Source organism: Streptomyces sp. NPDC001502 (assembly GCF_042894785.1).
Taxonomy (GTDB): Bacteria; Actinomycetota; Actinomycetes; order Streptomycetales; family Streptomycetaceae; genus Streptomyces; species Streptomyces kutzneri.
The window spans coordinates 214,738-233,221 of the sequence record NZ_JBIAVW010000001.1; the positions used below are offsets into that span (position 1 = coordinate 214,738).

Consider the following 18,484-nt stretch of genomic DNA (forward strand, 5'->3'; position numbering starts at 1 on the left):
GCCGACGATTCCGGGTAGGGCTCGCAATGGGTGAACTTCCCTTCGTGTGACCGGAGGCGCACGAGGGATCAAGCCGTGACGCGGTGCGTCAGGCGGCCCCCGGCGCCGAGCGTCACGTTCCCCACATCACGTGCGCGCTGCGGTCACTGCCCCTGGCGAGCTCCGGCTCCCGTCGTGCCGCGCGAACGAGGACGCTCGGTCACCGACACTGTTGTGGTGAGTGGTCCCACCCAACCTCTTGGAGAGGTGCGCCCGTTCGTCGCCGAGTACGGTGCCCAGCACGGTGTGACCCTCTCGTAGGTTCTGCGCGTCCCGTGCGCAGACGCGTTCGTGCTGCACCGATGCGGCAGGCAGTCCGACGCCATCGGCGTGTACCACGAGGGGCGCCAGATGCTCGCCGAAGAGCTCGGCGTGGATCCCGGTCCACGATGAGCGAGGTCTACCAGGCCATCCTGAGCGGTCAGCCTTTACCGCGGTGCGCCGCATGACCGTGTGAGTTCAGGCTCGTGTACATCACCGCGCCCGCGATCCACATCGTGGCGACGACTGCCGGGCTGTCACGCAGCAGCACCGAGAGTCCCATCAGCGCAACGATGTAGGCCACGAGCGACAGCGACGGCCGAGGACGTTGCCGCGTTGACCGCGCGGCGACGACCTCGGCGACGACTTTCTCGACGATCTCGGCGACCCGGTCGTCGATCACATCGCCGAAGCGGTCGATGAAGAGTTCCATGTCGCCCTGGGGCGCCCCCGCGGGCCTGGTGGTGTCACCCGCCGTTGAATGCTGCGTCGTCATGCCCACGACTCTGGCCCACCCGGCACCCGATGGCGGTTATGCCAACCCACGATCCGAGGGTGGGTTATCCCTACCCCAAGGTGGTCGGTTGTCCTCGTGTCGCCGTGGACCGATGCCTGAGTACCGTCCTGAACGAGAGCTGGAGCACGAGCTGAGGAGCGCCGCATGGTTCTGGCACATGAGTACGATGATCATGCATGCATGCATGCATGGCGCCGGAGCCGGAGTTGAGTGACGACACAGCTGTGAACGGGGACCGTGGAATCCGGCCGTCAGGTGTTGCGGTACCGCCCAATCCCTACCGGGCACTGGTGACCCCACAACTGTGGCGTGCCTGTGCCCACCTGGCCACGGACGGCCTCATGTCGCTCGCCGGCCTGGCCGTGCTGGTGACGCTCGGCACCGCCCTGTGCCTGGTACCCGTCGGTTTGACCGGCGTACCGCTGGTGCTCGTCGCGGGCTGGGCCCTGCATGGGCTCGGCGTCGCCGAACGGTACCGCTGGGCCGCGATCCACGGGCTGGACTTCCCCGAGCAGCCCCGTCCCTCCCTGTCCGGGCCGCTGCTGCGGTCGGCGGTCTCGCTGGCGAACGACCGGTCGACCTGGCGGCTCATCGCCTATTTCGCCGTCCTGGCGCCGCTGTCGCTGCTGACGTTCCTCGCCATCCTGTTGGTGTGGGGCGTCCCCCTGGCACTGGTCCTGCTGCCGGCGTACTACACACGACTGTCCTCCGGCCGGGCCGCTCTCGGTCCCCTGACCGTCGACGACCCGGGTACCGCCCTGCTGGTCGCAGCCCTCGCGCTGCTGGCGTGCGCCACCCTCTCACCGCTGGTGGTCCGCGCGCTGCTGGCCGTCGACGTACTGCTCGCCCGTACGCTGCTGGCCTCGCCCCGGGACATGGAGCTGGCCAAGCGGGTGGAGTACCTGACGGAGAGCCGTGCCCGCGTGGTGGACGCCGCCGAAGCCGAACGGCGCCGGATCGAAAGGGATTTGCACGACGGCGCTCAACAGCGTCTGGTAGCGATGACGATGACGCTGGGGCGAGCCCGCTCCCGGCTCAAGGACACCGGGCAGGATGCGGCCCTGGAGCTCGTCGAGGACGCCCGGCGCAGTGCCCAGGAGGCCATCATCGAGCTGCGCGACCTCACCCGAGGGCTGCACCCGCCGGTGCTCACCGACCGTGGCCTGGACGCCGCGCTGTCCGCTGTGGCCGCCCGCTCGCCGATCCCGGTGACGGTCGACGTCCAGGTCACCCCCCGGCCGTCGGCCACCCTCGAGGGCATCACGTACTTCGTGGTGACCGAGGCCCTGACCAATGTCGCCAAGCACGCCGGGGCGACCACGGCGTGGGTCGTGATTCGCCGGGCGGGAAACCGGCTGATCACGACGATCGGCGACGACGGCACCGGGGGCGCGAAGGTGGCACCGGGCGGCGGACTCGCCGGGCTGGCCGACCGGGTCTCCGGAGTCGACGGCCAGGTGCGTGTGACGAGCCCGCCCGGTGGACCGACCCTGATCGAAGTGGATATGCAATGCGCGTAGTGATCGCCGAGGATTCCGCCCTGTTGCGGCAAGGCATCGTCCTGTTGCTCGAAGAGCAGGGAATCGACGTGGTGGACGCGGTGGGTGACGGCGAGGCGTTGCTGCGGTCCGTGGCCGAACACCAGCCGGATGTCTGCGTCGTCGACGTCCGGATGCCGCCGACCTTCGTCGACGAGGGGCTGCGCGCCGCACTGGTGATCCGAAACCGCTGGCCGGACATCGGTGTGCTGGTGCTCTCCCAGTACGTCGAGCAGAGCTACGCCATCGACCTCATCGACAGCGCCACCAGCGGCGTCGGCTACCTCCTCAAAGACCGGGTCTCCGACGTCGACGAGTTCGTTGCCGCCCTGGGCCGGGTCACAGCCGGAGACACCGTCCTGGACCCCGAAGTGGTCAAGCAAATGCTCGCGCGCAGCCGCCGGCAGGACCCGATGGCCACGTTGTCGCCGCGGGAACGGGACGTCCTCGCGGCGATGGCCGAGGGACGGTCCAACGGGGGAATCGCCACCCTGCTGGTCATCGGCTCGGCTGCCGTCGAGAAACACATCCGCAGCATCTTCCTGAAATTCGGCCTGCATCCAGAAGACGGCGAACATCGCCGAGTGCTCGCTGTTCTACGTTACTTGGGAGCCTGACATCAGTACGCCGCCGCACAAGAAGCACCGCTGGATCCTCGCCCTCGGTCTGGCCGTCCTCGGCATGGTCGTCGTCGCGGGCGCCTGGCTCGTCACCGTCGTCCTGCCGGCCCGGGAGAGCTACTCCTCGACCAGCACCGTGAATGCCGCCGCCAGCACCCTGCTGCGCGTCGATACCGATGGCGCGGGCGTTGCGCTGCGCGCCGGCACCGACTCCTCCGTCCATGTCGCAGCGACCGGCGACTACACCGACACCCCGCCGGAGGTGTCGGCAGTCACCTCCGGGGAGACGACCACGGTGTCCGCGTCCTGTGCCGGCGCCTGCTCGCTGAGGCTGGAGATCACCCTGCCGGCCGGCCTCGCGGCGGAGGTGAGCTCGGGAGCGGGGGAGATCACCGCCAGCGATCTGACCGGTCGGCTGGCCCTGAACACCAAGGCCGGCGCCATCAACCTCACCAACCCCGGCGGGCCGCTGGTCCTGCACAGCGGCAGCGGCCAGATCGTGGTGGCGGGCGCCAAATCCCCCCGGTTCGACGCCACCACCAAGGAGGGCGAAGTCCGGGCCGCGTTCACCACGGCGCCCACGACCACGAACGTGACCACCGACCAGGGCGGCGTCGACCTGGCCTTGCCGCCCCGCGCCGGCTACTACATCGAGGCCAACAGCGAGAGCGCCACACCGCAGATCAGCGTGCCGGTGGACCGCAACGCCAAGAACACGGTCACCGTGAAGACGGGCAGCGGAGGGGTGGACATCCACTGAGCCGCCGGTCCGAGCCCCCGCCGACCTTGGTCGGCGGGGGCTCGGTGGTTGTTCAACCCGGCGTCGGCCCGTGCGACCGGAGAGCGTACGCGGCAGCGAATCCCTCCGGCACGGCCACATCGCCGAGAGTCCAGCCCTGCGGGGCGGCATCCGGTCGGAGGATCCCCTCCACGCCCACGCCCACCGGTGCACCGGTGATCCCGATCAACATGAGATCGCCGCTGTGCGAAAGCGAGAGGTGCACCCCTCCACCGCAGGACGGCCGGGCGGGCCGCCACAGGAGGGGCAGGGCTCTCGAACCAGCTGCACCGCACCGGGCGCGAGACCGGCAGCAACGGCTCCCTGACCGAGCGAATCCACGGTCCACAGGGACAACGTGCCGTCGTGCGTGTCACAGAGCGCGGCACGGCGCACATCCTCAGGCCGTCCTCCGAGGATCAACTCGGCCGGGAATTTGAGGGCGGACGTGTTGATCATTCGGCAAGTCCGGTGCTGCTTCGTACATGTTCACTAGACAACGAACAAGCCCCAGGTCACTGACCTGGGGCTTTGCTATGGAGCGGATGACGGGAATCGAACCCGCGCTATAAGCTTGGGAATCTATGGCGCGCAGGGTGCTTGCAAGGCGCCTGACCTGCGGAAACAGGCTGCTGAACGACTTGTCGCTGGGTTTCAGCCGCTCCGCTTTTGACCCCTGTTCACCGTGCTGAAGGGCACGGGTGGGGCACGCGTCTGTCGCACGTCACAACGGGACCGTCACCGGCATCGCACCGACCGACTTTGCCTGCTGCGCCGATGAGCACTGATATCTGTGTTGCACACGCACTTGTGGGTCGAGTGTGGCCAGTCGTACCTTGCCCGAGGGGCCAGCTATGCCTGGGCTGCTTCGTTTCCTGAGCGCACGCGCTGGTGGAGTTCTGCGGCTGCTACCCATTGGTGCCCGAGAGCCCGAATGCGCTGCCCTGCTGTGTGGACACTGGCAGTACAGCGGTAGCGGTGCGCAGAGCGTTGAAGTACTCCGATCCGGGTAGAGGCCAAAAACTCAAGGGCTTCCACGACCGCGCCTTCTCCGACGCGGTACCCCCGCGTCCGAAGCTCGCGTCGGAGCGAGGTGAGATCGAGCCAGCCGCCCTCCTCGAGCGGGTCCTGTGCTTCCACATTCAGGATGTCGATAAGCGCGTATTCGAGCTGGCCACGGATCTCCTGGGCCTCCCAGAACCCGCGCAGGGCAGCGTCACGCTGGGCCGCATGCAGGGCTGGGTCGATGAGGGGAGCCAGTTGGGTCAGGGTGAGCGGGGTCTGTTCCTGCCGGCGAACGACTTCGGCCAGTAGCCCAGTGTCGATGACGGCGATGGCGGGGTCGTCGTCGGCTTCCTTGAGCATGCGGCGTTCGAATCCCGGGCCGATGAGGAGGTGAAGGTGGGCCCCGATCTCCGCTCGGTGTTCCACCAATCCGAACAACGACTGATCCACAACGCGACCTGTGGCCGATGTCTTCGCCTCGATGGCCAAGACCCGCGAGTCCGCGCCAACACCGAATCGCACGTGACCGTCTACCGCTCTGTTGCCGCCGACATGCTTGCCTGGCATGCCCAGGTAGCCCAACGCGGCGACGGCAGCCTTCTCCAAACGCTTGGGATTCGCACTGTCCCGTGCGGCACTCTCCAGCTCCTCCGCGATGTCCGACCCCAGTGAGTTGGATTGCTGGGTGCTGCTGGCAGGACTGCCGCCGTGGATAGTCGCGGTGTTGCCGTCGGCCGCTGTGCGAGATGGGGCGTCGGTCGGGGAGAAGCAGGGCAACGATTCCTTGAACGCTCGCCCGAGAGCCGTCGTACGGTAAGTGGTTTGTGAAAGCCGGGTTACGAGGCGACAGGCTTCCAGCAGGTTCAGTCGGGCGTTGACCGCGCTCCGAGACAGTGCCTTCCCCCGGTTGGGGAGGTAGTGCGTGCTGCGTTCCGCAAGCGCACCAGTCGTGCGGGGAACCGCCGTGTCAAGCTCGCCCAGTAGCTCACCGAAGAAGGCGATCGCGGCATGAACGGTGCGCGCAAGGTCCAGCGGTTCACTCGACTCGACCCAGGCAAGGGCGGCAGGCGTGGCGCTCCAGCTCTCGGATGATGTCCGTTGAATGAGTCCGAGAGCCTTCAGTGTGTCCTTAGCGGTACGGGCCGTGGCGGCAGTTTGGGCCTTGGGGAAGGTCTCCTGTACGAACCGCACGAAGTCCGCGTCACTGATCGACGGTATGGCCGCCTTGGTGAGCACCTGAAGTGCCGCCAGCGTGCCGCCGTTGGCGGAGGTTCCCGGAATGTAGAGATTCGCGCCATCTGCCCTCTCTCTGAGAGTAGCCTCGTCGAGCTGTTCGATGACGTGGGCCACGGCTCTGGCAGTGGGAGCGATCTGCACGACCGTGTCGGTGCCGTCGGACTTGGGCTTGCCCAGAGAGATGCCCGTCAGGAAGCCGCGGCCTGCTTCCGTCAGGTGGATACGGTGGTCGAAGAGTTCAACCATCCCCGTGACTGCGAGCCACGCCGTTCGATCGCGCACAGGGGTCGGGGTGTCCCACCGTAGGTCGAATTCTTCGCGGGCCAGGTTGAGCAGTTGCTCATGCGTGCGGGGCCCGGAAGTGAGGGCGTCCATTGCTTCGCCCATGAACCTGATGTTGCAGTGGAACGCTTCCACCAGTACGGCTGGGTCGCCACTTTGGTGCCAACTGAGGGCAGCGGCGCCCGGCAGGAACGCCGACCCCTCGCGAGAGAGGAGTCCGGCTCGGACGAGCCGCTGGAGCTGCTGTCGGTTCAGTCCACCGGCCTGGGGCAACGGCACTTGATCCCCAGAGGTTGGTCCCCTGCTTGCGGATAGCTCTTTGATCAGCGCGCGGAGTGTACCGAGCCAGGAAGACCGTGCACCCGGCAGCACTGCGATACCTGTTGACCGTTCCGCCCATGCCCGGGGGTGGATGAGATCTCCCATGGTTGTGCACGCTAGCTGCATCGTGGCAGCGGTGTCTTAGTCTTTGGAAGAATTCCTGGCTGGTATAGCAGGAGTCATTTCCCGTATTGCATCGACTTTGGTTGTCGCGGCACTGAAAACTGGTCGGCGGGGTGGTCGGTGACCCAAGTCCTATGCGTTTGGGCGGAAGACCATGGACCGGCCCCAGCCTCAGCAATGACTGCCTGCGCCTGGATTGTGCGCGGAAGTGCCCGCCCGGCGGCTGGTACGAGGGCCGAGCTCTGGAGACGAGCGTTGGCCGGACGGTTGCTGATGCAGTAGCTGATGCAGTGGTTCTCAGTTGCGACCGAACAACTCGGGTCGGAGATGGGTCGGAGCCGCGCCGGCAACACGTGCATGCTCGGGGTGGACACCGCCGACGCGATGGAGCGGGCCGACCTCGGGGAGAGGATCGGCGAGGAGGTGCCGATCATCGGGGTGTGCGAAGGCCATGAAGTACGCCTGGGCCAGAATGCTTTTGTTGACCTCGTTCGCCGCCTCGTGGCTCTCCTCCGGAGATATCCGCAGGTGTGAGGGTCTGGCAGCGGCAGGGTGACCAAAGACCAGCAGGGTGCGTCGCCCCACAGGCATGACCACCTCATCGGCTCTGGCCAGTCCACGGTTCCGGGTGCTCTGGACCTGGATGAGGGACATGGGCTGCTGGATTTTTCGTTGTCCCCGGCGCCGGCGGCTGCGGGTCCGCCGTCGCGCCTGCGGGATCACAGGGCTAGGGGTATCTTCCTCGTCGTCGAAGGTGACGATGGGCTCGTCGCAGGTAAGCAGCGACCCGTGGGTCAACTCGATCACGGTCAGCGGCCTGCAGAGCAGGTGATCGGAGAGAGGTTCCGCCAACTTGCCCAGAAGTCTCACGTGGTCGTTGGGGTGACTGGTCACCTCAAGGGTCCTGAAGTCCCGGAGCATGTTCCGGTACGCGGCGATCTTTCGGCGTCCGGCGCCGACGGGGTCGTTCAGTTGCATGATGCGGACGTAGAAGTCCGACATCAGCTCGATCTCGCGGCGCGTGCGGAGCCCTCGGACGTACTGGAAGGCCACGAAGATGCAGAGGTCTGTCCTGTCCTCGGGCGTGATCGGTCGCCCCCAGGTAACGGACGAGGTCACGCGGCGCAGCGCACTCGCCGCGCGGTCTTCGACTTTTTGCAACATCAGCTCCATACGCCCGTCAGGCTCACCGTGGACGTTCTGGAACGTATAGAAATCTCGGATGGCCAGATCGCTCTCCTTGCGTAGCCCCGGAACAGGAGACCGGCGGTCTCGGACCCACAGTTGGTTCTGGGAGTTGGCGAACCTCCTGAGATAGAAAGCGGGCACTGTGTGGTGCCGCGCACCTACCTGCTGGCTCGGATCGGCGTTCTCCGGATCCCACGCGTCCATGCCATGAGCGTCGCATGGGGCACTGACATTGGGATGACGCACCTGGCGGCGGCAATCGTGTCAGGCCGTCGCGGAGGTGGCGGACGGCCGTCGAGGGCTTGGGTCGCCTTCAAGACGGGCTGGCGGCGATGGGGAGTGAACAGTTGCGAACCGGCAAGGGATCCCTACCCCGCCTTCGCCGACACGGAGGGCGCCGGGGACGCGGTCTTGGTCGTGCAGATAGTGCTACCCAAGTCAGACAGGCCGGGTGCGGACCGCGCGTATCCGCTGACCGTGACGTTGAAGTTCAGGCGGTCCACATCGTTCCTTCCCAGGCGCGTGGCGACGGCGGGTACGTTGCCCCCATGGCTGACTTCTTGATCGTGATCACGACCGTGGACAATCAGGACGCCGCGCGGAAGCTGTCGCGCTCTGCGGTGGAGGCGAATCTGGCCGCTTCCGGGCAGGTGACCGGACCCATCGAGACGACGTACCGGCACCTCGGAGAGGTTTCCGAGGGGACCGAGTTCCAGGTGACCTTCCGTACGGCCGGCGATCGGCGCGAAGCGCTGGAGAAGCACTTGGTGGACAACCACCCCTACGACTCGCCCGAGGTCATCGCCTTCACCATCGACGCCGGCCGAGCCGAGTACCTGGACTGGATCACGCGGGCCACCCGCTAGCCCTTGGCCCGTTCCAGCAGTGCACCGACCGGGGCGATGGACCGGTGGGGCTCCAGTCGCTTGACCATCAGGCGGGCCCGCACCATCGGCCGGATCGACGCGAGTCCCTCGGAGAGGTCGAACACCCGGGTCGTGATCGCGGTCGCGTGCTCGATCTCGCCGGCGTCCAGGTAGGCCGCCGCGAGCCACGACAAGTAGAGCGCCTTGTCGCGGGACCGGGAGTCGTCGTACCGGCCCAAGGCGTCCTCCAGCGCTGGGATCGCCCGCAGGGGCCGGTGCAGCTCCGACCAGCACCTGCCCGTCATGATCGCGATCTCGTCGCGGTCCACCCAGTACGCCCAGTCGGGGCCCGGCTCGTCGCCGGGCTCGTGGATCGCCTCCTCGGCGAGGCCCAGGGCGTAGTCCGCTTCCCGGGCGTTCCCCGAGGTCGCGTGCTGCCAGGCCAGTCGGTCGGCCAGCAGCGCACGCACGACGGGCGCCGTCCCCGAACCCAGCGCCTCGTACGCGGCCGTAGCGAACCGGATCCCGGAGTCGCCGCCCACGGTCCATTCCAGGTAGGCCAGGAAGGCCAGTGAGTTGCCTTCCAGGGAGCTGTCCTCGGCCGTGCGTGAGGCGGCCAAGGCGGTCATGTAGTGCCCGCGGGCCTCCTCGTACTGGCCCGCGTCGTACGCTGCCCAGCCTGCGAGTTGGGCCTGTTCGGCGATGATCCCGCGCAGGCCCCTGCCGGTCGCCTCGCTGTAGACCCCCTCGTCGGCCAGACGGGTCGTGGTCGCCAGCTCGCGGACGTACATCTGGTACGTGTCGCCACCGCCCACGAAGTCGTCGAGGCGCCGGAGCCGGGCGGTGCGCTGGCTCAACTGCCGTGGAACGTCTGCCCCGATCCTCCGTCCTGACGAGAGCAGGGAAGAGGGCTGTATGACGGCGATCCCGGCGCCGGCCGAAGCCGTCATGAATCCGCGGCGGTCGAACACTTCGTTCTCCTGGTCAGTCTGGTCCTTCTGCTCCTGTCGGCGAAGGCGCCGTGCGAGAGCCACGGCCCGGCGGAGCTCCTCCTCCGGTACGCCGAACTCCGCGGCCAGCAGCGCCCGTGAAGCCGGGTCCGGCAGCCGCTCGTGGGTCTCCCACCTGGAGACCGCGCCCTGCTCCAGTGGATACCCCCGCCGCGCGGAGAGATCGGCCGCCAGACCCTCCTGTGTGCGTCCGCCGGCCATGCGCAGGCGCCGCAGCAGCGGCCCGATCGGCTCCACACCGTCGCCCTCGTTCGTGGTCATCATCGCCATCCCCCGACCGTCGGCAGAGCCCTGATCCCAGCCTGGCCATAAAACCTGGCCATGTCCCCGGAATGGCCATGCCTTCTGGCCCATCCATCCAAACGCGTACGGCAGTTGACTGGTCACAGCCGCCCGGGAAGGGCGGCCTCCCCCTCGCAGCGGGCCGCAGGGCCGTACCCCATGTCGCACCTGCGGCCCGCTGCGTCCCCCGGAGCGAAGAGCCAGCCCGAGCCCAAGGAGAGAGCCGTGGCCCCTCAGATCCGTCCGCGCCAGCGTCAGACCGTGCCCGGCTGGGTCAGCGAAGGAACGCCCGTCTTCGACCCGCTGGAAAACCGGCGGGGCATCGTCCAGTTCATCGGCGAGCACGAAGACCCGGCCACCCGTGTCTCGTACGCGAACGCGGTCTTCGCCCGGCCCGAGGGCGGCGGCTCGGAGTGGATCGTCAAGGACCCCTCCAGCCTGGAGCGGGGCTGAACCGCAGGGCCCTGCGGGGATGGCGCCAGCAGCTCGCGGTCCTGATCTACATCGCAGCCACCTGCGTCCTGGTGGTCACTCTCGCCCTCGCCGGCGATACGGGGCGCTGACCCCACGGGTGCACGCGCAGCACCATCCCCGCCCCCAGATTTCCCGCAGGAACCCCTGCGGGCGACATCAAGGATCAGGAAGGAGTACGGGATGAACGAGAACGCTCCCACCGAGCAGGCCAGTGGTCTGCTGATCGGTGTCCGCCGGATCAACGCGGCGCGGTCGCGCGCCGAAGAGGCTTCGGACAACACCGGTGGCAAGTCGGACATGAACGACACCTGATCGACCGAGGAGACCCACGGTGATTGATTCCGCATCGTGGGCGCAGCGTCTGGGCGGGGACACGTTCCTCGCCCAGACGTGTTTCCGCGCCCACGCAGTGATCCGTTCAGCCAGCACCGCCGTTCCCACCCTGCTGACCTGGGACGACATCAACGAGATCGTCGCCGCGCACCGGCTGGAGCCGCCCCGCATGCGACTCTCCCGCGCGGGGGAGGCCGTCCCCGCAACGGCGTACTCCGTCCTGCGCACGAACCGGCGCGGGGTGTCCTGGTACCAGCCGCAGCCGACGGAGTTCCACGCGCGCCTGGCCGCGGGTGCGTCCCTCGTCATCGACGCGATCGACCAGATCCACCCGCCCGTCCGCGAGGCCGCCGCCGGCCTCGAACGGTTCTTCCGGACCCCCGTCCAGGCCAACGCGTACGCTTCCTGGACGGCCGAAGAGGGCTTCGGTACTCACTGGGACGACCACGACGTCGTGGTCCTCCAACTCGAAGGCTCCAAGCGCTGGAAGATCTACGGCCCCACCCGGCAGGCCCCCGCCTGGCGCGACGTCGAAGCTCCCGAGGCCCCGACGGGCGAGCCGATCGCGGACATCGTCCTGACGGCCGGCGACCTGCTCTACCTGCCGCGCGGCTGGTGGCACGCGGTGAGCGCCGACCAGGGCACCGCCTCGCTCCACCTCACCTTCGGGCTGGCCACGCAGACCGGTGCCGAGTTCCTCGGATGGCTGTGCGACGACCTCCGGACCAGCGCAACCGTCCGCTCCGACGTCCCTCGCTTCAGCAGGCTCGAAGAGCGGGCGGACTACCTGGGCACCGTACGCAAGGAGGTGCTGGCCGCTCTGGAGGACCCGGCGATTCTGGACCGGTGGGAGAGGTCGCTGGACACCACACACCCGGGCCATCCGCGCCTTTCCCTGCCGCACCTGGCGACCGTGCCGCCCGAGCCCGGGATCACCGTCCAGGTCACCGTGCCCCGCGCCCGGGTGGACCAGGACGCCGAGGCGGTGACCTTCTCCGGCGCCGGGCGCGAGTGGACCTTCGCACTGCCCGCCGCACCGTTGCTGCACCGTCTGGCCGGCGGGCAGCCGGTCACGCTCGGGGACCTCGCCACCACCTCCGGCCTCACCGTCGCCCAGAGTGCCGAGATCGTCTCGGCCCTGGTCGGCGGACAGGCAGCCGCCGTGATCGGGGCGACCAGGTGACCGCCGCCCTCGGACTCGGGACGTACCGGGTGCGCGCTGTCGAGGAGCCAGCGCGCACCGCTTGCTCCGACGGGCTGGTGTGGCTGGACACCGCGCCCAACTACGCCACTGCCCACCAGACACTCGGCCCGGTCATCACCGACCACCCCCGCGCCATGATCGCGACGAAGACCGGGTTCTTCACGCGGCAGGAAGGCGAGGCCGCGGTGGCGGCCGGAGTCCTCACGCCCGAGGAAGCCGCCGTCGGCCACAACCTCCACCCAGGCTTCACCCGCTGGCAGACCGGTCGCTCCCTCGCGGCCCTGGGCCGCGCCGACATCGTGTTCGTCCACAACCCCGAGCACGCCGACCAGGACCGTGCGGTGCTGCACGCGCGGCTGCGCGGTGCGTTCGCCGTGCTGGAGGAGTACGCCACCGAAGGCCGCATAGCCGGGTACGGAGTGGCCACCTGGTCAGGCTTCCAGCACGAGGCATTCACCGTCCCCGAACTCCTCGCCCTGGCCAAGGAAGCTGCCGGATCGGGTGAACACCACCTCGGCGCGATCCAGCAGCCGGTCAGCCTCGTCATGGTCCGCCCGATCGCGCTCGCCCTCGGTGGGCGGGGTCCGCTCGTCCAGGCTCGCGCCGCCGGCCTGCTCACCTTCGGCTCCTCACCCCTGCACGGCGGTGAACTCCTCGACTTGGCCACACCCGAACTCGCCGAGTTCATCCGACCCGGCACCAGCACGGCCGCCGCCTGTCTCCTGGCTGCGGCGTCCTGCCCGAGCCTGGACGTGGTACTGCTGTCCGCCAGTACGCCGCAGCACTGGAAGGCCGCCAAGGAGGCCATTGCCTCGCCGCTCGAACCGGACCAGCTCAGGAGGGTCACCGATGTACTCGCCAAAGGATGAGACCACCAGGGCCCGCATGGAGGACGCCCTCGCCACCGCATCCTCACATCTGGCCACCGCTCCGACGGGTCCGCTGTCCTGGGGATGGCTCGGCCGGACCGTCGGCTCCCGCACAGAGAACGGCCACTGGCTCCGCGTCCACTGCGGTGAAGCTGCCAAGACCCCCATCACCCGGAACGAGGGCATCGCGCTCGCCGAGGAACGGGTCTCGGACAAGGTGTCCCGCCCCCACCTCCACGACCTGTACCGGTGGGGGCGCGGGGAGTACGTCTTCGAGGCCGAGCTGATCGACTACGTCGCCCAGCCCGTCATCTCCCCGGAAACTCCCGACCTCACCGAGGACCCAGGTCTCCCGGACTCCTGGTGGGCGACGCTGCGGGAGAGCCTGGACGCCCTCAGCGCTGCCGAGCCGCCCCGCGAGACCATCCGGCAGTCCTGGGCGGACCGCGTGTTCCCCGAGTTCCTCGGCATCCCCGCGCCGACCATCACCGAACGCGTCACCGGCCACGCCGATCTCCAGTGGGCCAACCTCACCCACGACCCCCTCGTCATCCTCGACTGGGAACGCTGGGGCGCCGTCCCTGTCGGCTACGACCCGGCCATGCTCTACGTCAACAGCCTCCGCGTCCCCGCCGTCGCCACACGCATCCGCACCGAGTTCGCCGACGTCCTGGACACACCCGCCGGCCGGATCGGCGAACAGATCGCCCTCGCCGAAATGCTCCAGGCCGTCGGCCGCGGCTGGTACAGGGAGCTGGCTCCACTGTTGCGCCAGCGCGCGGAGGAAGTGACGGGCATCCTTCCTCGCTGAGCGTCAACAGCCAAGGAGACAGACCGACATGATTGAACGAGTCCGAGCCGTCCTCGTCACCGCCGACGACACGATGCTGGTCATCCGCCGCACCAAGCCCGTAACCCCCGTGTACTGGGTGCTGCCCGGCGGCGGGGTCGAGGAGAGCGACGAGTCCCGGGAGGCCGCTCTCCACCGGGAGATCCACGAGGAGATCGCGGGGAAAGCCGACATCGTCCGCCTCCTGCACACGATGGAGTCCGACACCGAGCGTCAGCTCTTCTACCTCGCCCGCATCACGACGTGGTCCTTCGAGGACCGCACCGGCCCCGAGTTCAGCGCAGAGGGCCGTGGCGAGTACGCGCTGGAGGAGATCCCGCTGACCGTGCAGGGGCTCGACGGCATCGACCTCAAGCCTGAGGAGATCGCCCGCGTCCTGCGGGGCGCCATCGACGCCGGCACGCTCGGAGCTGGGGTCGTGGCCTAGCCGTACGCCATGCGGACATGCCACCGGGGCCAACGCGGAATCGCGTTGGCCCCGGTGGGTGGTGTTGGTCAGAAGGTGTACGCGGTGAAGCGGCGAGGGGGCTCGGTCATGCGGCCAAGCAGCTGGTCCAGCTGGGCCCTTTCGGCCTCATCCATGAGCTCGACGGCATTGCCGAGGGTCTTCTTCGTGAGTTGATCCATGAACGGCACGAGGACCGCTGGAGGGCTTCCGGGGCGTCCTCCGTCGTCCGCAGGTACTCCATGTAGCGAGTGTGCTGCGCGGCGAACTCTTCGAACTCGTCGCGGGTGGCGTGCAAGGCGGTGGTCTGCTCCTCCTTGGTGAAGGGGCGGCCGTCTATGTGGGACCAGGTTTTGGTGTCGCGCCGGTATTTGAAGTCCGAGTCGCAGAGGAGGGCGACGACGGCGGGTTGGATATCGGTTTCAGGCATGCGAGTGCTCCTCGAAAGTGTGCGGGAAGGGCGTTGTTTCAAGTGTCTGGAGATTCCCCGGTTTGGCTGACCGGGGATCGTCGGCTATGTTGCGCCGCGCGCTCCGGTCAGCGGTGACGGAAGCGGTGTGCAGCCTGGGCGGTCGGGCGCCCTGTGCCGAGAGGTCAGGTGGGAGCAGCGGGGTGAGCCTGGGTGCTCGTGCCGCGCTTCGGGCACGATGATTCCGGGTCGGAATTTGGTTTGGGCATACGGGGATTCCTTGCGGGGCGATTGCTGGTGGTGCCTTCACTGCTCCGCAGGATCCGGGAATTCGATAATCCTGGATCGTCGGATATAAGCGGCGCCGCGATGGGTCGGCTCAGCGACGGCGGGCGTTGTCGCTGGCGGCCTTGACGGTCGTCCGCGTGGTGGACGGCGGGGCCTGGACGCTGCGGGTGCGCGCGATGCCGGAAGGCGCGCTGCTGGGGTCGGCGGGAAGCTGCGCAAGGTGCCGGAGCCGCCAGACGAGGACGTCGCTGATAGAGGTGGCACTGCCCAACTCCCGCCGCTGGGTGGCTTCGGAGAGCAGGTCGGCGGGGCTGTGGCCTGCGGCCTGGGCGTCGGCGAGGGTGGCCGCCAGGGCGGGCCACCCGGGTTCGGCCAGGATCTGTTCCGCCAGGTCGGGGACGGCGTGGCGCAGGGCCGCTGCTTGCCGGTCTTGCAGGGGCCGGGACATGCGTCGACCCCGCTGCTGGAGGAGGGCCATGGGCTGGGACGCGGCGGCTTCGTAGGCGGCCCGGAGGCGGTCGGCTGCCTGGAGGGCGGCGACGGCCTGCTGGGCGTGGTTCTTCTTGGCGTGCCAGGCGGACGCCGCTACGGCGAGGAAGAACGCCATCTCGATCAGCATCGCGCCCGTGGCACCGTCCTCGCCCCGCCCCAGGGCCGGACCGCTGTGCACGAGATCGCGGGCAGCTTGGCGCAGGGCCTGGTCCTGGCCGCGTTCGGCGCGCACGTGGGAGCGGGCCGCCCGCTCGAAGGCCGTGGCCGCTTGCCGCAGCTGGGTGCGGGTGTGGGCGGCGGAAGTCTTGGCGAGGGCGTCGAGGACTTCGCCGGCGGCGGCGAGCTGGGCGGCCACGATCCCGTCGGCACCGTGATCGATGAGGAGCACGGCCTGCCAGACGGCTCCCGTGGCGCGGCGGCGGGCGGATGCGGGGCGGCTTGGCTGGGCGGGCGTCGGCTGGGTCGGTGCACCGGTCCAGCGTTCGCGGAGGCGGGGCAGGGAGAGGTCGGGCGCGAGCTTGGACCCCGAGTAGTGGACGGGCGCCCCGCCCTTGTTGCGGTCCTCGGGCAGGGCGACGGTGTAGCCGAGGGTGTCACCGGAGGGGGCGATCCGGCGCTTGACGAGGAGGCCGGCGGAGGCGAGGCGGTCGAAGAACTCCGGCTCCGAGCCGGTACCCGCGGCGGCGCGGCGGACGGTCTCGCGCAGTTCCTCGCGGGCGGTACGGTCCCGGCCCTGTCGCTGGGCTTTGTGGCGTTCGGCGCTGGTGGGGCGCTTGGCTGCGGTCCCGTCCCCGGGCGCCACGCGGTGCAGGTCATAGGCGACCTCGATGCGACGGCATTCCGACTGGGCGCGCTTGCCGGAGCGGTGGTGGTCGGGCTTGCGGCCGTCTTCGCGTACGAGGGTGGCGATGAGGTGGATGTGGTCGTCGGCGTGGCGGATGGCCGCCCAGCGGCAGCCCGCACCGTCGCCAGGGTCGATGCCGGTGGCGGCGATGACGCGGCGGGCGATGTCCGCCCACTCGGCGTCGGTGAGCGTGCGGTCGCCGGGGGCGCTTCTGACGGAGGCGTGCCAGACGTGCTTGTCCGGTCGGGTGCTCGCAGGGAGCAGGTGGAGGGGTTCGTCGAGGAGCTGCTGGAGATCCTCCTCGGTGGCGCCGAGGTCGCGGCCGGGGTCAGGGGCGAGGCCGTCGAAGGAGGCGACCAGGTGAGGGTCGACGTGCTCTTCGGTCCGGCCGGCGCCAAAGAGGTAGGCGAGCAGACCGGCGGTGTCGCCGCCCTGCTTGTGGATGGAGGGGATCAAGCGGTCTGGGTTCCTTCGGGGTTGATCATGCGGGTCGTCACCTGGCGGATGTCCTGGACGGCGCGGCGGACGGCGGCGATGGTGTCGTCGAGTCCTTGGGGGGCGCTGCCCAGGTGCAGGGCTTTGGCCGTCTGGTTGAGGTTGTTGTTCGCGATGCCGAGCTGGCGGCGCAGTGCGAACAGGGTGGTGAGGACGTCCTGCTCGGTGGCGATGACGGCAGCGGTGCGGTTCAGGTCGCGGGCAGCGGCGAGTGTGCTGTGCGCGAGGAAGCCGGCCAGGGTCATGCCGACGGTCGCTGCGCCGGCGGAGGCGAGCGCGAGCTCTGGCTCGCTGAGGCGGACGCTTCGTGCGAGGCGCTGCTCGCTGGCTCGGGGCCGGGGCTTGCCCCGGCGCTTGGGAGGCTGCGGTCCGCCCTCGGCCGCCGCCTTTCCGTCCCGTGCCCCCTGGCGCGGGACGGAGCCCGCCACCCCCGGGGCGGGCTCCGGTTCGGACGCGCCCCCGACGGGGGAGTGTCCGAACCTCCAACTTGCTGCGCCTGAAGCTGCGATGGTCTCCTCCGGATTGTGGGGCGAAGGATCCTGCTGGTCATGCATGTGGTGCTCCTGTGTGGGGTGAGTCGGTGCGGGGCGGGGTGTCGCGAATACGGCTGATCAGGACGTGGTCTCGCTGGTCCCGTCGAGTTCGGCCTGCAGAATGCGCTGGGCGTCCTGCGCTCGGACCCGGCTGATGGAGAAGCCCTTGGTCCGGACGGCCGCCTCGATGTGGCGGCGGGAGGCTCGGCCCTTCGGCCCCAGCTTGGCCGTGCGGCCGATGTCGAGAACCTCCTCCATCGACGCTTTGGGTAGCGGACCGTCGGCCTGCTTGGCCGACTTCGTGGGTGAGGCCACCTCCTTGCTGCCGCTCACCACTTCGTCCGTGGGCGCCGTGCTCATTGCTGGGCGGAGGGCGGGGCGGTCCCGAGTGGGTGCGGTGACGAGCGCCTCGGGCGCTGGTGTGGCGCTTCGATCAGGCTGGGCGTGGTTGTGGCTGGCCACAGTCTTCGGATCTACCGAATGAGGCTCCTCGGCCTTCGCCACCGTGGCGTTCGACTCAGGGGCGGGCGTGGCGACGAGGCGGTGGATCTGCCGCATGAGCACGCCGAAGGCGAGTAGGGCAGCCGTCGGCGGGACGGCGGCGACCACGTAGTCGAGGACGGGGACCGGGGCGTCCCCGGTGCCGCTGACCCCGGCCACGTTGAGCACGATGGAGCCGACCGAGCCGGTGGCGGTCAGTGCGATGGCCCAGCCGTCCGGTTCCCGACGAAGACCGGCGTGCAGCATCAGGAGTTCGCCGATGACGACGAAGGCGTCCAAGGTCGCTGGCCACGCCCACTGTCGGATGGGGGAGGTGGCCAGGCCATGGGCTCCGGCGACCTCGGCCAGGTGCGCGTACGAGAGCCAGAACCCGGCGGCGGTCAGGACGATGATCACGGCGCTGGCCGCGGCGAGGACGTAGCGCCCGACCGCCTCCGTAGAGGCGTTCCGGGGTGTGGGGTTGGTGCTCAGAAGGGTGCTCCAAGTGGGTCTTGTGGAGGCGATCACGGCGTTCACGGGGGAGGCGTACACGCGAGCCCCCTTCTAAAGGGGGGCTCGCGCGTGAACGCTCTGGCACGTGTACGGCGTGTACGGGTGCGTGATCGTCTGACCTGCGGTTTTGTGTGAAGCGTGTACGTCGGCGAGACCGTGTGGACGGGGGCGTGCCCCAAGGGCGCGTGT

Annotated in this window: 19 protein-coding genes; 11 read left to right on the forward strand and 8 right to left on the reverse strand. The window is 69.0% G+C overall.

All coding sequences use genetic code 11. The features are described from left to right. Window positions 1-330 precede the first annotated feature (330 nt). Window positions 331-432: a BTAD domain-containing putative transcriptional regulator gene (locus tag ACFY0D_RS01070; protein WP_390796347.1), complete on the forward strand. Its 102-nt coding sequence runs from the start codon at window positions 331-333 to the stop codon at window positions 430-432. A gap of 28 nt (window positions 433-460) precedes the next feature. Here the strand turns inward: ACFY0D_RS01070 and ACFY0D_RS01075 are convergent, their stop codons facing one another. Then, window positions 461-796, reverse strand: a complete 336-nt coding sequence (locus ACFY0D_RS01075; RefSeq protein WP_390796348.1) for a hypothetical protein — start codon at window positions 794-796, stop codon at window positions 461-463. Between the two features lie 311 nt (window positions 797-1,107). Between ACFY0D_RS01075 and ACFY0D_RS01080 the strand changes: the two genes are divergently transcribed. The 3 genes from ACFY0D_RS01080 to ACFY0D_RS01090 all read left to right on the forward strand — a co-directional run bounded on the left by ACFY0D_RS01080 (window position 1,108) and on the right by ACFY0D_RS01090 (window position 3,735). Beyond that, window positions 1,108-2,337: a sensor histidine kinase gene (locus ACFY0D_RS01080; protein ID WP_390796349.1), complete on the forward strand. Its 1,230-nt coding sequence runs from the start codon at window positions 1,108-1,110 to the stop codon at window positions 2,335-2,337. After that, a complete protein-coding gene (locus tag ACFY0D_RS01085) occupies window positions 2,328-2,972 on the forward strand; it encodes a response regulator (protein ID WP_390796350.1) in 645 nt (214 codons plus the stop codon). Before ACFY0D_RS01080 ends, ACFY0D_RS01085 begins: the two co-directional genes overlap by 10 nt. Window positions 2,973-3,036: 64 nt before the next feature. Beyond that, a complete protein-coding gene (locus tag ACFY0D_RS01090; protein ID WP_390796351.1) occupies window positions 3,037-3,735 on the forward strand; it encodes a DUF4097 family beta strand repeat-containing protein in 699 nt (232 codons plus the stop codon). 870 nt (window positions 3,736-4,605) lie between these two features. On the opposite strand, the gene ACFY0D_RS01095 is transcribed toward ACFY0D_RS01090, so the two are convergent. Further along, window positions 4,606-6,381 (reverse strand): hypothetical protein, encoded by a 1,776-nt coding sequence (locus ACFY0D_RS01095; RefSeq protein WP_390796352.1) that lies wholly within the window; start codon window positions 6,379-6,381, stop codon window positions 4,606-4,608. A 636-nt stretch (window positions 6,382-7,017) separates the two neighbouring features. Continuing rightward, complete coding sequence (locus ACFY0D_RS01100) at window positions 7,018-8,112, reverse strand: DUF4238 domain-containing protein (RefSeq protein ID WP_390796353.1); 1,095 nt, start codon at window positions 8,110-8,112, stop codon at window positions 7,018-7,020. Between the two features lie 344 nt (window positions 8,113-8,456). Between ACFY0D_RS01100 and cutA the strand changes: the two genes are divergently transcribed. After that, the gene (cutA, locus tag ACFY0D_RS01105; RefSeq protein ID WP_390796354.1) at window positions 8,457-8,774 is read left to right on the forward strand and encodes a divalent-cation tolerance protein CutA; all 318 of its coding nucleotides are present in this window, start codon (window positions 8,457-8,459) and stop codon (window positions 8,772-8,774) included. Here the strand turns inward: cutA and ACFY0D_RS01110 are convergent. Further along, on the reverse strand, window positions 8,771-10,045 hold the full coding sequence (locus ACFY0D_RS01110) for a helix-turn-helix domain-containing protein (RefSeq protein WP_390796355.1): 1,275 nt from the start codon (window positions 10,043-10,045) through the stop codon (window positions 8,771-8,773). The two genes, cutA and ACFY0D_RS01110, sit on opposite strands and share 4 nt — an antisense overlap. A 246-nt stretch (window positions 10,046-10,291) precedes the next feature. Here ACFY0D_RS01110 and ACFY0D_RS01115 point away from each other — a divergent pair, with 246 nt between their 5' ends. The 6 genes from ACFY0D_RS01115 to ACFY0D_RS01140 all read left to right on the forward strand — a co-directional run bounded on the left by ACFY0D_RS01115 (window position 10,292) and on the right by ACFY0D_RS01140 (window position 14,223). Beyond that, a complete protein-coding gene (locus ACFY0D_RS01115) occupies window positions 10,292-10,519 on the forward strand; it encodes a hypothetical protein (RefSeq protein WP_390796356.1) in 228 nt (75 codons plus the stop codon). 201 nt (window positions 10,520-10,720) lie between these two features. Continuing rightward, window positions 10,721-10,852 carry a hypothetical protein gene (locus ACFY0D_RS01120; protein WP_258054030.1) on the forward strand — a complete coding sequence of 44 codons (132 nt, stop codon included), beginning with the start codon at window positions 10,721-10,723 and terminating at the stop codon, window positions 10,850-10,852. A 19-nt stretch (window positions 10,853-10,871) separates the two neighbouring features. Further along, window positions 10,872-12,056, forward strand: a complete 1,185-nt coding sequence (locus tag ACFY0D_RS01125; protein WP_390796357.1) for a cupin domain-containing protein — start codon at window positions 10,872-10,874, stop codon at window positions 12,054-12,056. Further along, a complete protein-coding gene (locus tag ACFY0D_RS01130; RefSeq protein WP_390796358.1) occupies window positions 12,053-12,946 on the forward strand; it encodes an aldo/keto reductase in 894 nt (297 codons plus the stop codon). The genes ACFY0D_RS01125 and ACFY0D_RS01130 overlap by 4 nt, the downstream gene beginning before the upstream one ends. Then, complete coding sequence (locus ACFY0D_RS01135; protein ID WP_390796359.1) at window positions 12,927-13,757, forward strand: hypothetical protein; 831 nt, start codon at window positions 12,927-12,929, stop codon at window positions 13,755-13,757. The genes ACFY0D_RS01130 and ACFY0D_RS01135 overlap by 20 nt, the downstream gene beginning before the upstream one ends. Window positions 13,758-13,785: 28 nt before the next feature. Then, window positions 13,786-14,223, forward strand: coding sequence for an NUDIX domain-containing protein (locus tag ACFY0D_RS01140; protein ID WP_390796360.1), 438 nt, complete (start codon window positions 13,786-13,788; stop codon window positions 14,221-14,223). A gap of 68 nt (window positions 14,224-14,291) precedes the next feature. Here the strand turns inward: ACFY0D_RS01140 and ACFY0D_RS01145 are convergent, their stop codons facing one another. The 4 genes from ACFY0D_RS01145 to ACFY0D_RS01160 all read right to left on the reverse strand — a co-directional run bounded on the left by ACFY0D_RS01145 (window position 14,292) and on the right by ACFY0D_RS01160 (window position 18,334). After that, window positions 14,292-14,423: a hypothetical protein gene (locus ACFY0D_RS01145; RefSeq protein WP_390796361.1), complete on the reverse strand. Its 132-nt coding sequence runs from the start codon at window positions 14,421-14,423 to the stop codon at window positions 14,292-14,294. A 606-nt stretch (window positions 14,424-15,029) separates the two neighbouring features. Beyond that, entirely contained in the window at window positions 15,030-16,730 is a 1,701-nt protein-coding gene (locus tag ACFY0D_RS01150; RefSeq protein ID WP_390796362.1) for a relaxase/mobilization nuclease domain-containing protein, read from the reverse strand. Then, window positions 16,727-17,323, reverse strand: coding sequence for a plasmid mobilization relaxosome protein MobC (locus ACFY0D_RS01155; protein WP_390796363.1), 597 nt, complete (start codon window positions 17,321-17,323; stop codon window positions 16,727-16,729). Before ACFY0D_RS01155 ends, ACFY0D_RS01150 begins: the two co-directional genes overlap by 4 nt. 57 nt (window positions 17,324-17,380) lie before the next feature. After that, a complete protein-coding gene (locus tag ACFY0D_RS01160; RefSeq protein WP_390796364.1) occupies window positions 17,381-18,334 on the reverse strand; it encodes a DUF2637 domain-containing protein in 954 nt (317 codons plus the stop codon). Between the last annotated feature and the right edge of the window lie 150 nt (window positions 18,335-18,484).

Coding starts and splice junctions, on each gene's coding strand:
- ACFY0D_RS01110 (WP_390796355.1), bottom strand. CDS start 10,045: ATGACCACGAACGAGGGCGACGGTGTGGAGCCGATCGGGCCGCTGCTG.
- ACFY0D_RS01095 (WP_390796352.1), bottom strand. CDS start 6,381: ATGGGCGAAGCAATGGACGCCCTCACTTCCGGGCCCCGCACGCATGAG.
- ACFY0D_RS01120 (WP_258054030.1), top strand. CDS start 10,721: ATGAACGAGAACGCTCCCACCGAGCAGGCCAGTGGTCTGCTGATCGGT.
- ACFY0D_RS01075 (WP_390796348.1), bottom strand. CDS start 796: ATGACGACGCAGCATTCAACGGCGGGTGACACCACCAGGCCCGCGGGG.
- ACFY0D_RS01090 (WP_390796351.1), top strand. CDS start 3,037: ATGGTCGTCGTCGCGGGCGCCTGGCTCGTCACCGTCGTCCTGCCGGCC.
- ACFY0D_RS01100 (WP_390796353.1), bottom strand. CDS start 8,112: ATGGACGCGTGGGATCCGGAGAACGCCGATCCGAGCCAGCAGGTAGGT.
- ACFY0D_RS01135 (WP_390796359.1), top strand. CDS start 12,927: ATGTACTCGCCAAAGGATGAGACCACCAGGGCCCGCATGGAGGACGCC.
- ACFY0D_RS01140 (WP_390796360.1), top strand. CDS start 13,786: ATGATTGAACGAGTCCGAGCCGTCCTCGTCACCGCCGACGACACGATG.
- ACFY0D_RS01085 (WP_390796350.1), top strand. CDS start 2,328: ATGCGCGTAGTGATCGCCGAGGATTCCGCCCTGTTGCGGCAAGGCATC.
- cutA (WP_390796354.1), top strand. CDS start 8,457: ATGGCTGACTTCTTGATCGTGATCACGACCGTGGACAATCAGGACGCC.
- ACFY0D_RS01155 (WP_390796363.1), bottom strand. CDS start 17,323: ATGCATGACCAGCAGGATCCTTCGCCCCACAATCCGGAGGAGACCATC.
- ACFY0D_RS01145 (WP_390796361.1), bottom strand. CDS start 14,423: ATGGATCAACTCACGAAGAAGACCCTCGGCAATGCCGTCGAGCTCATG.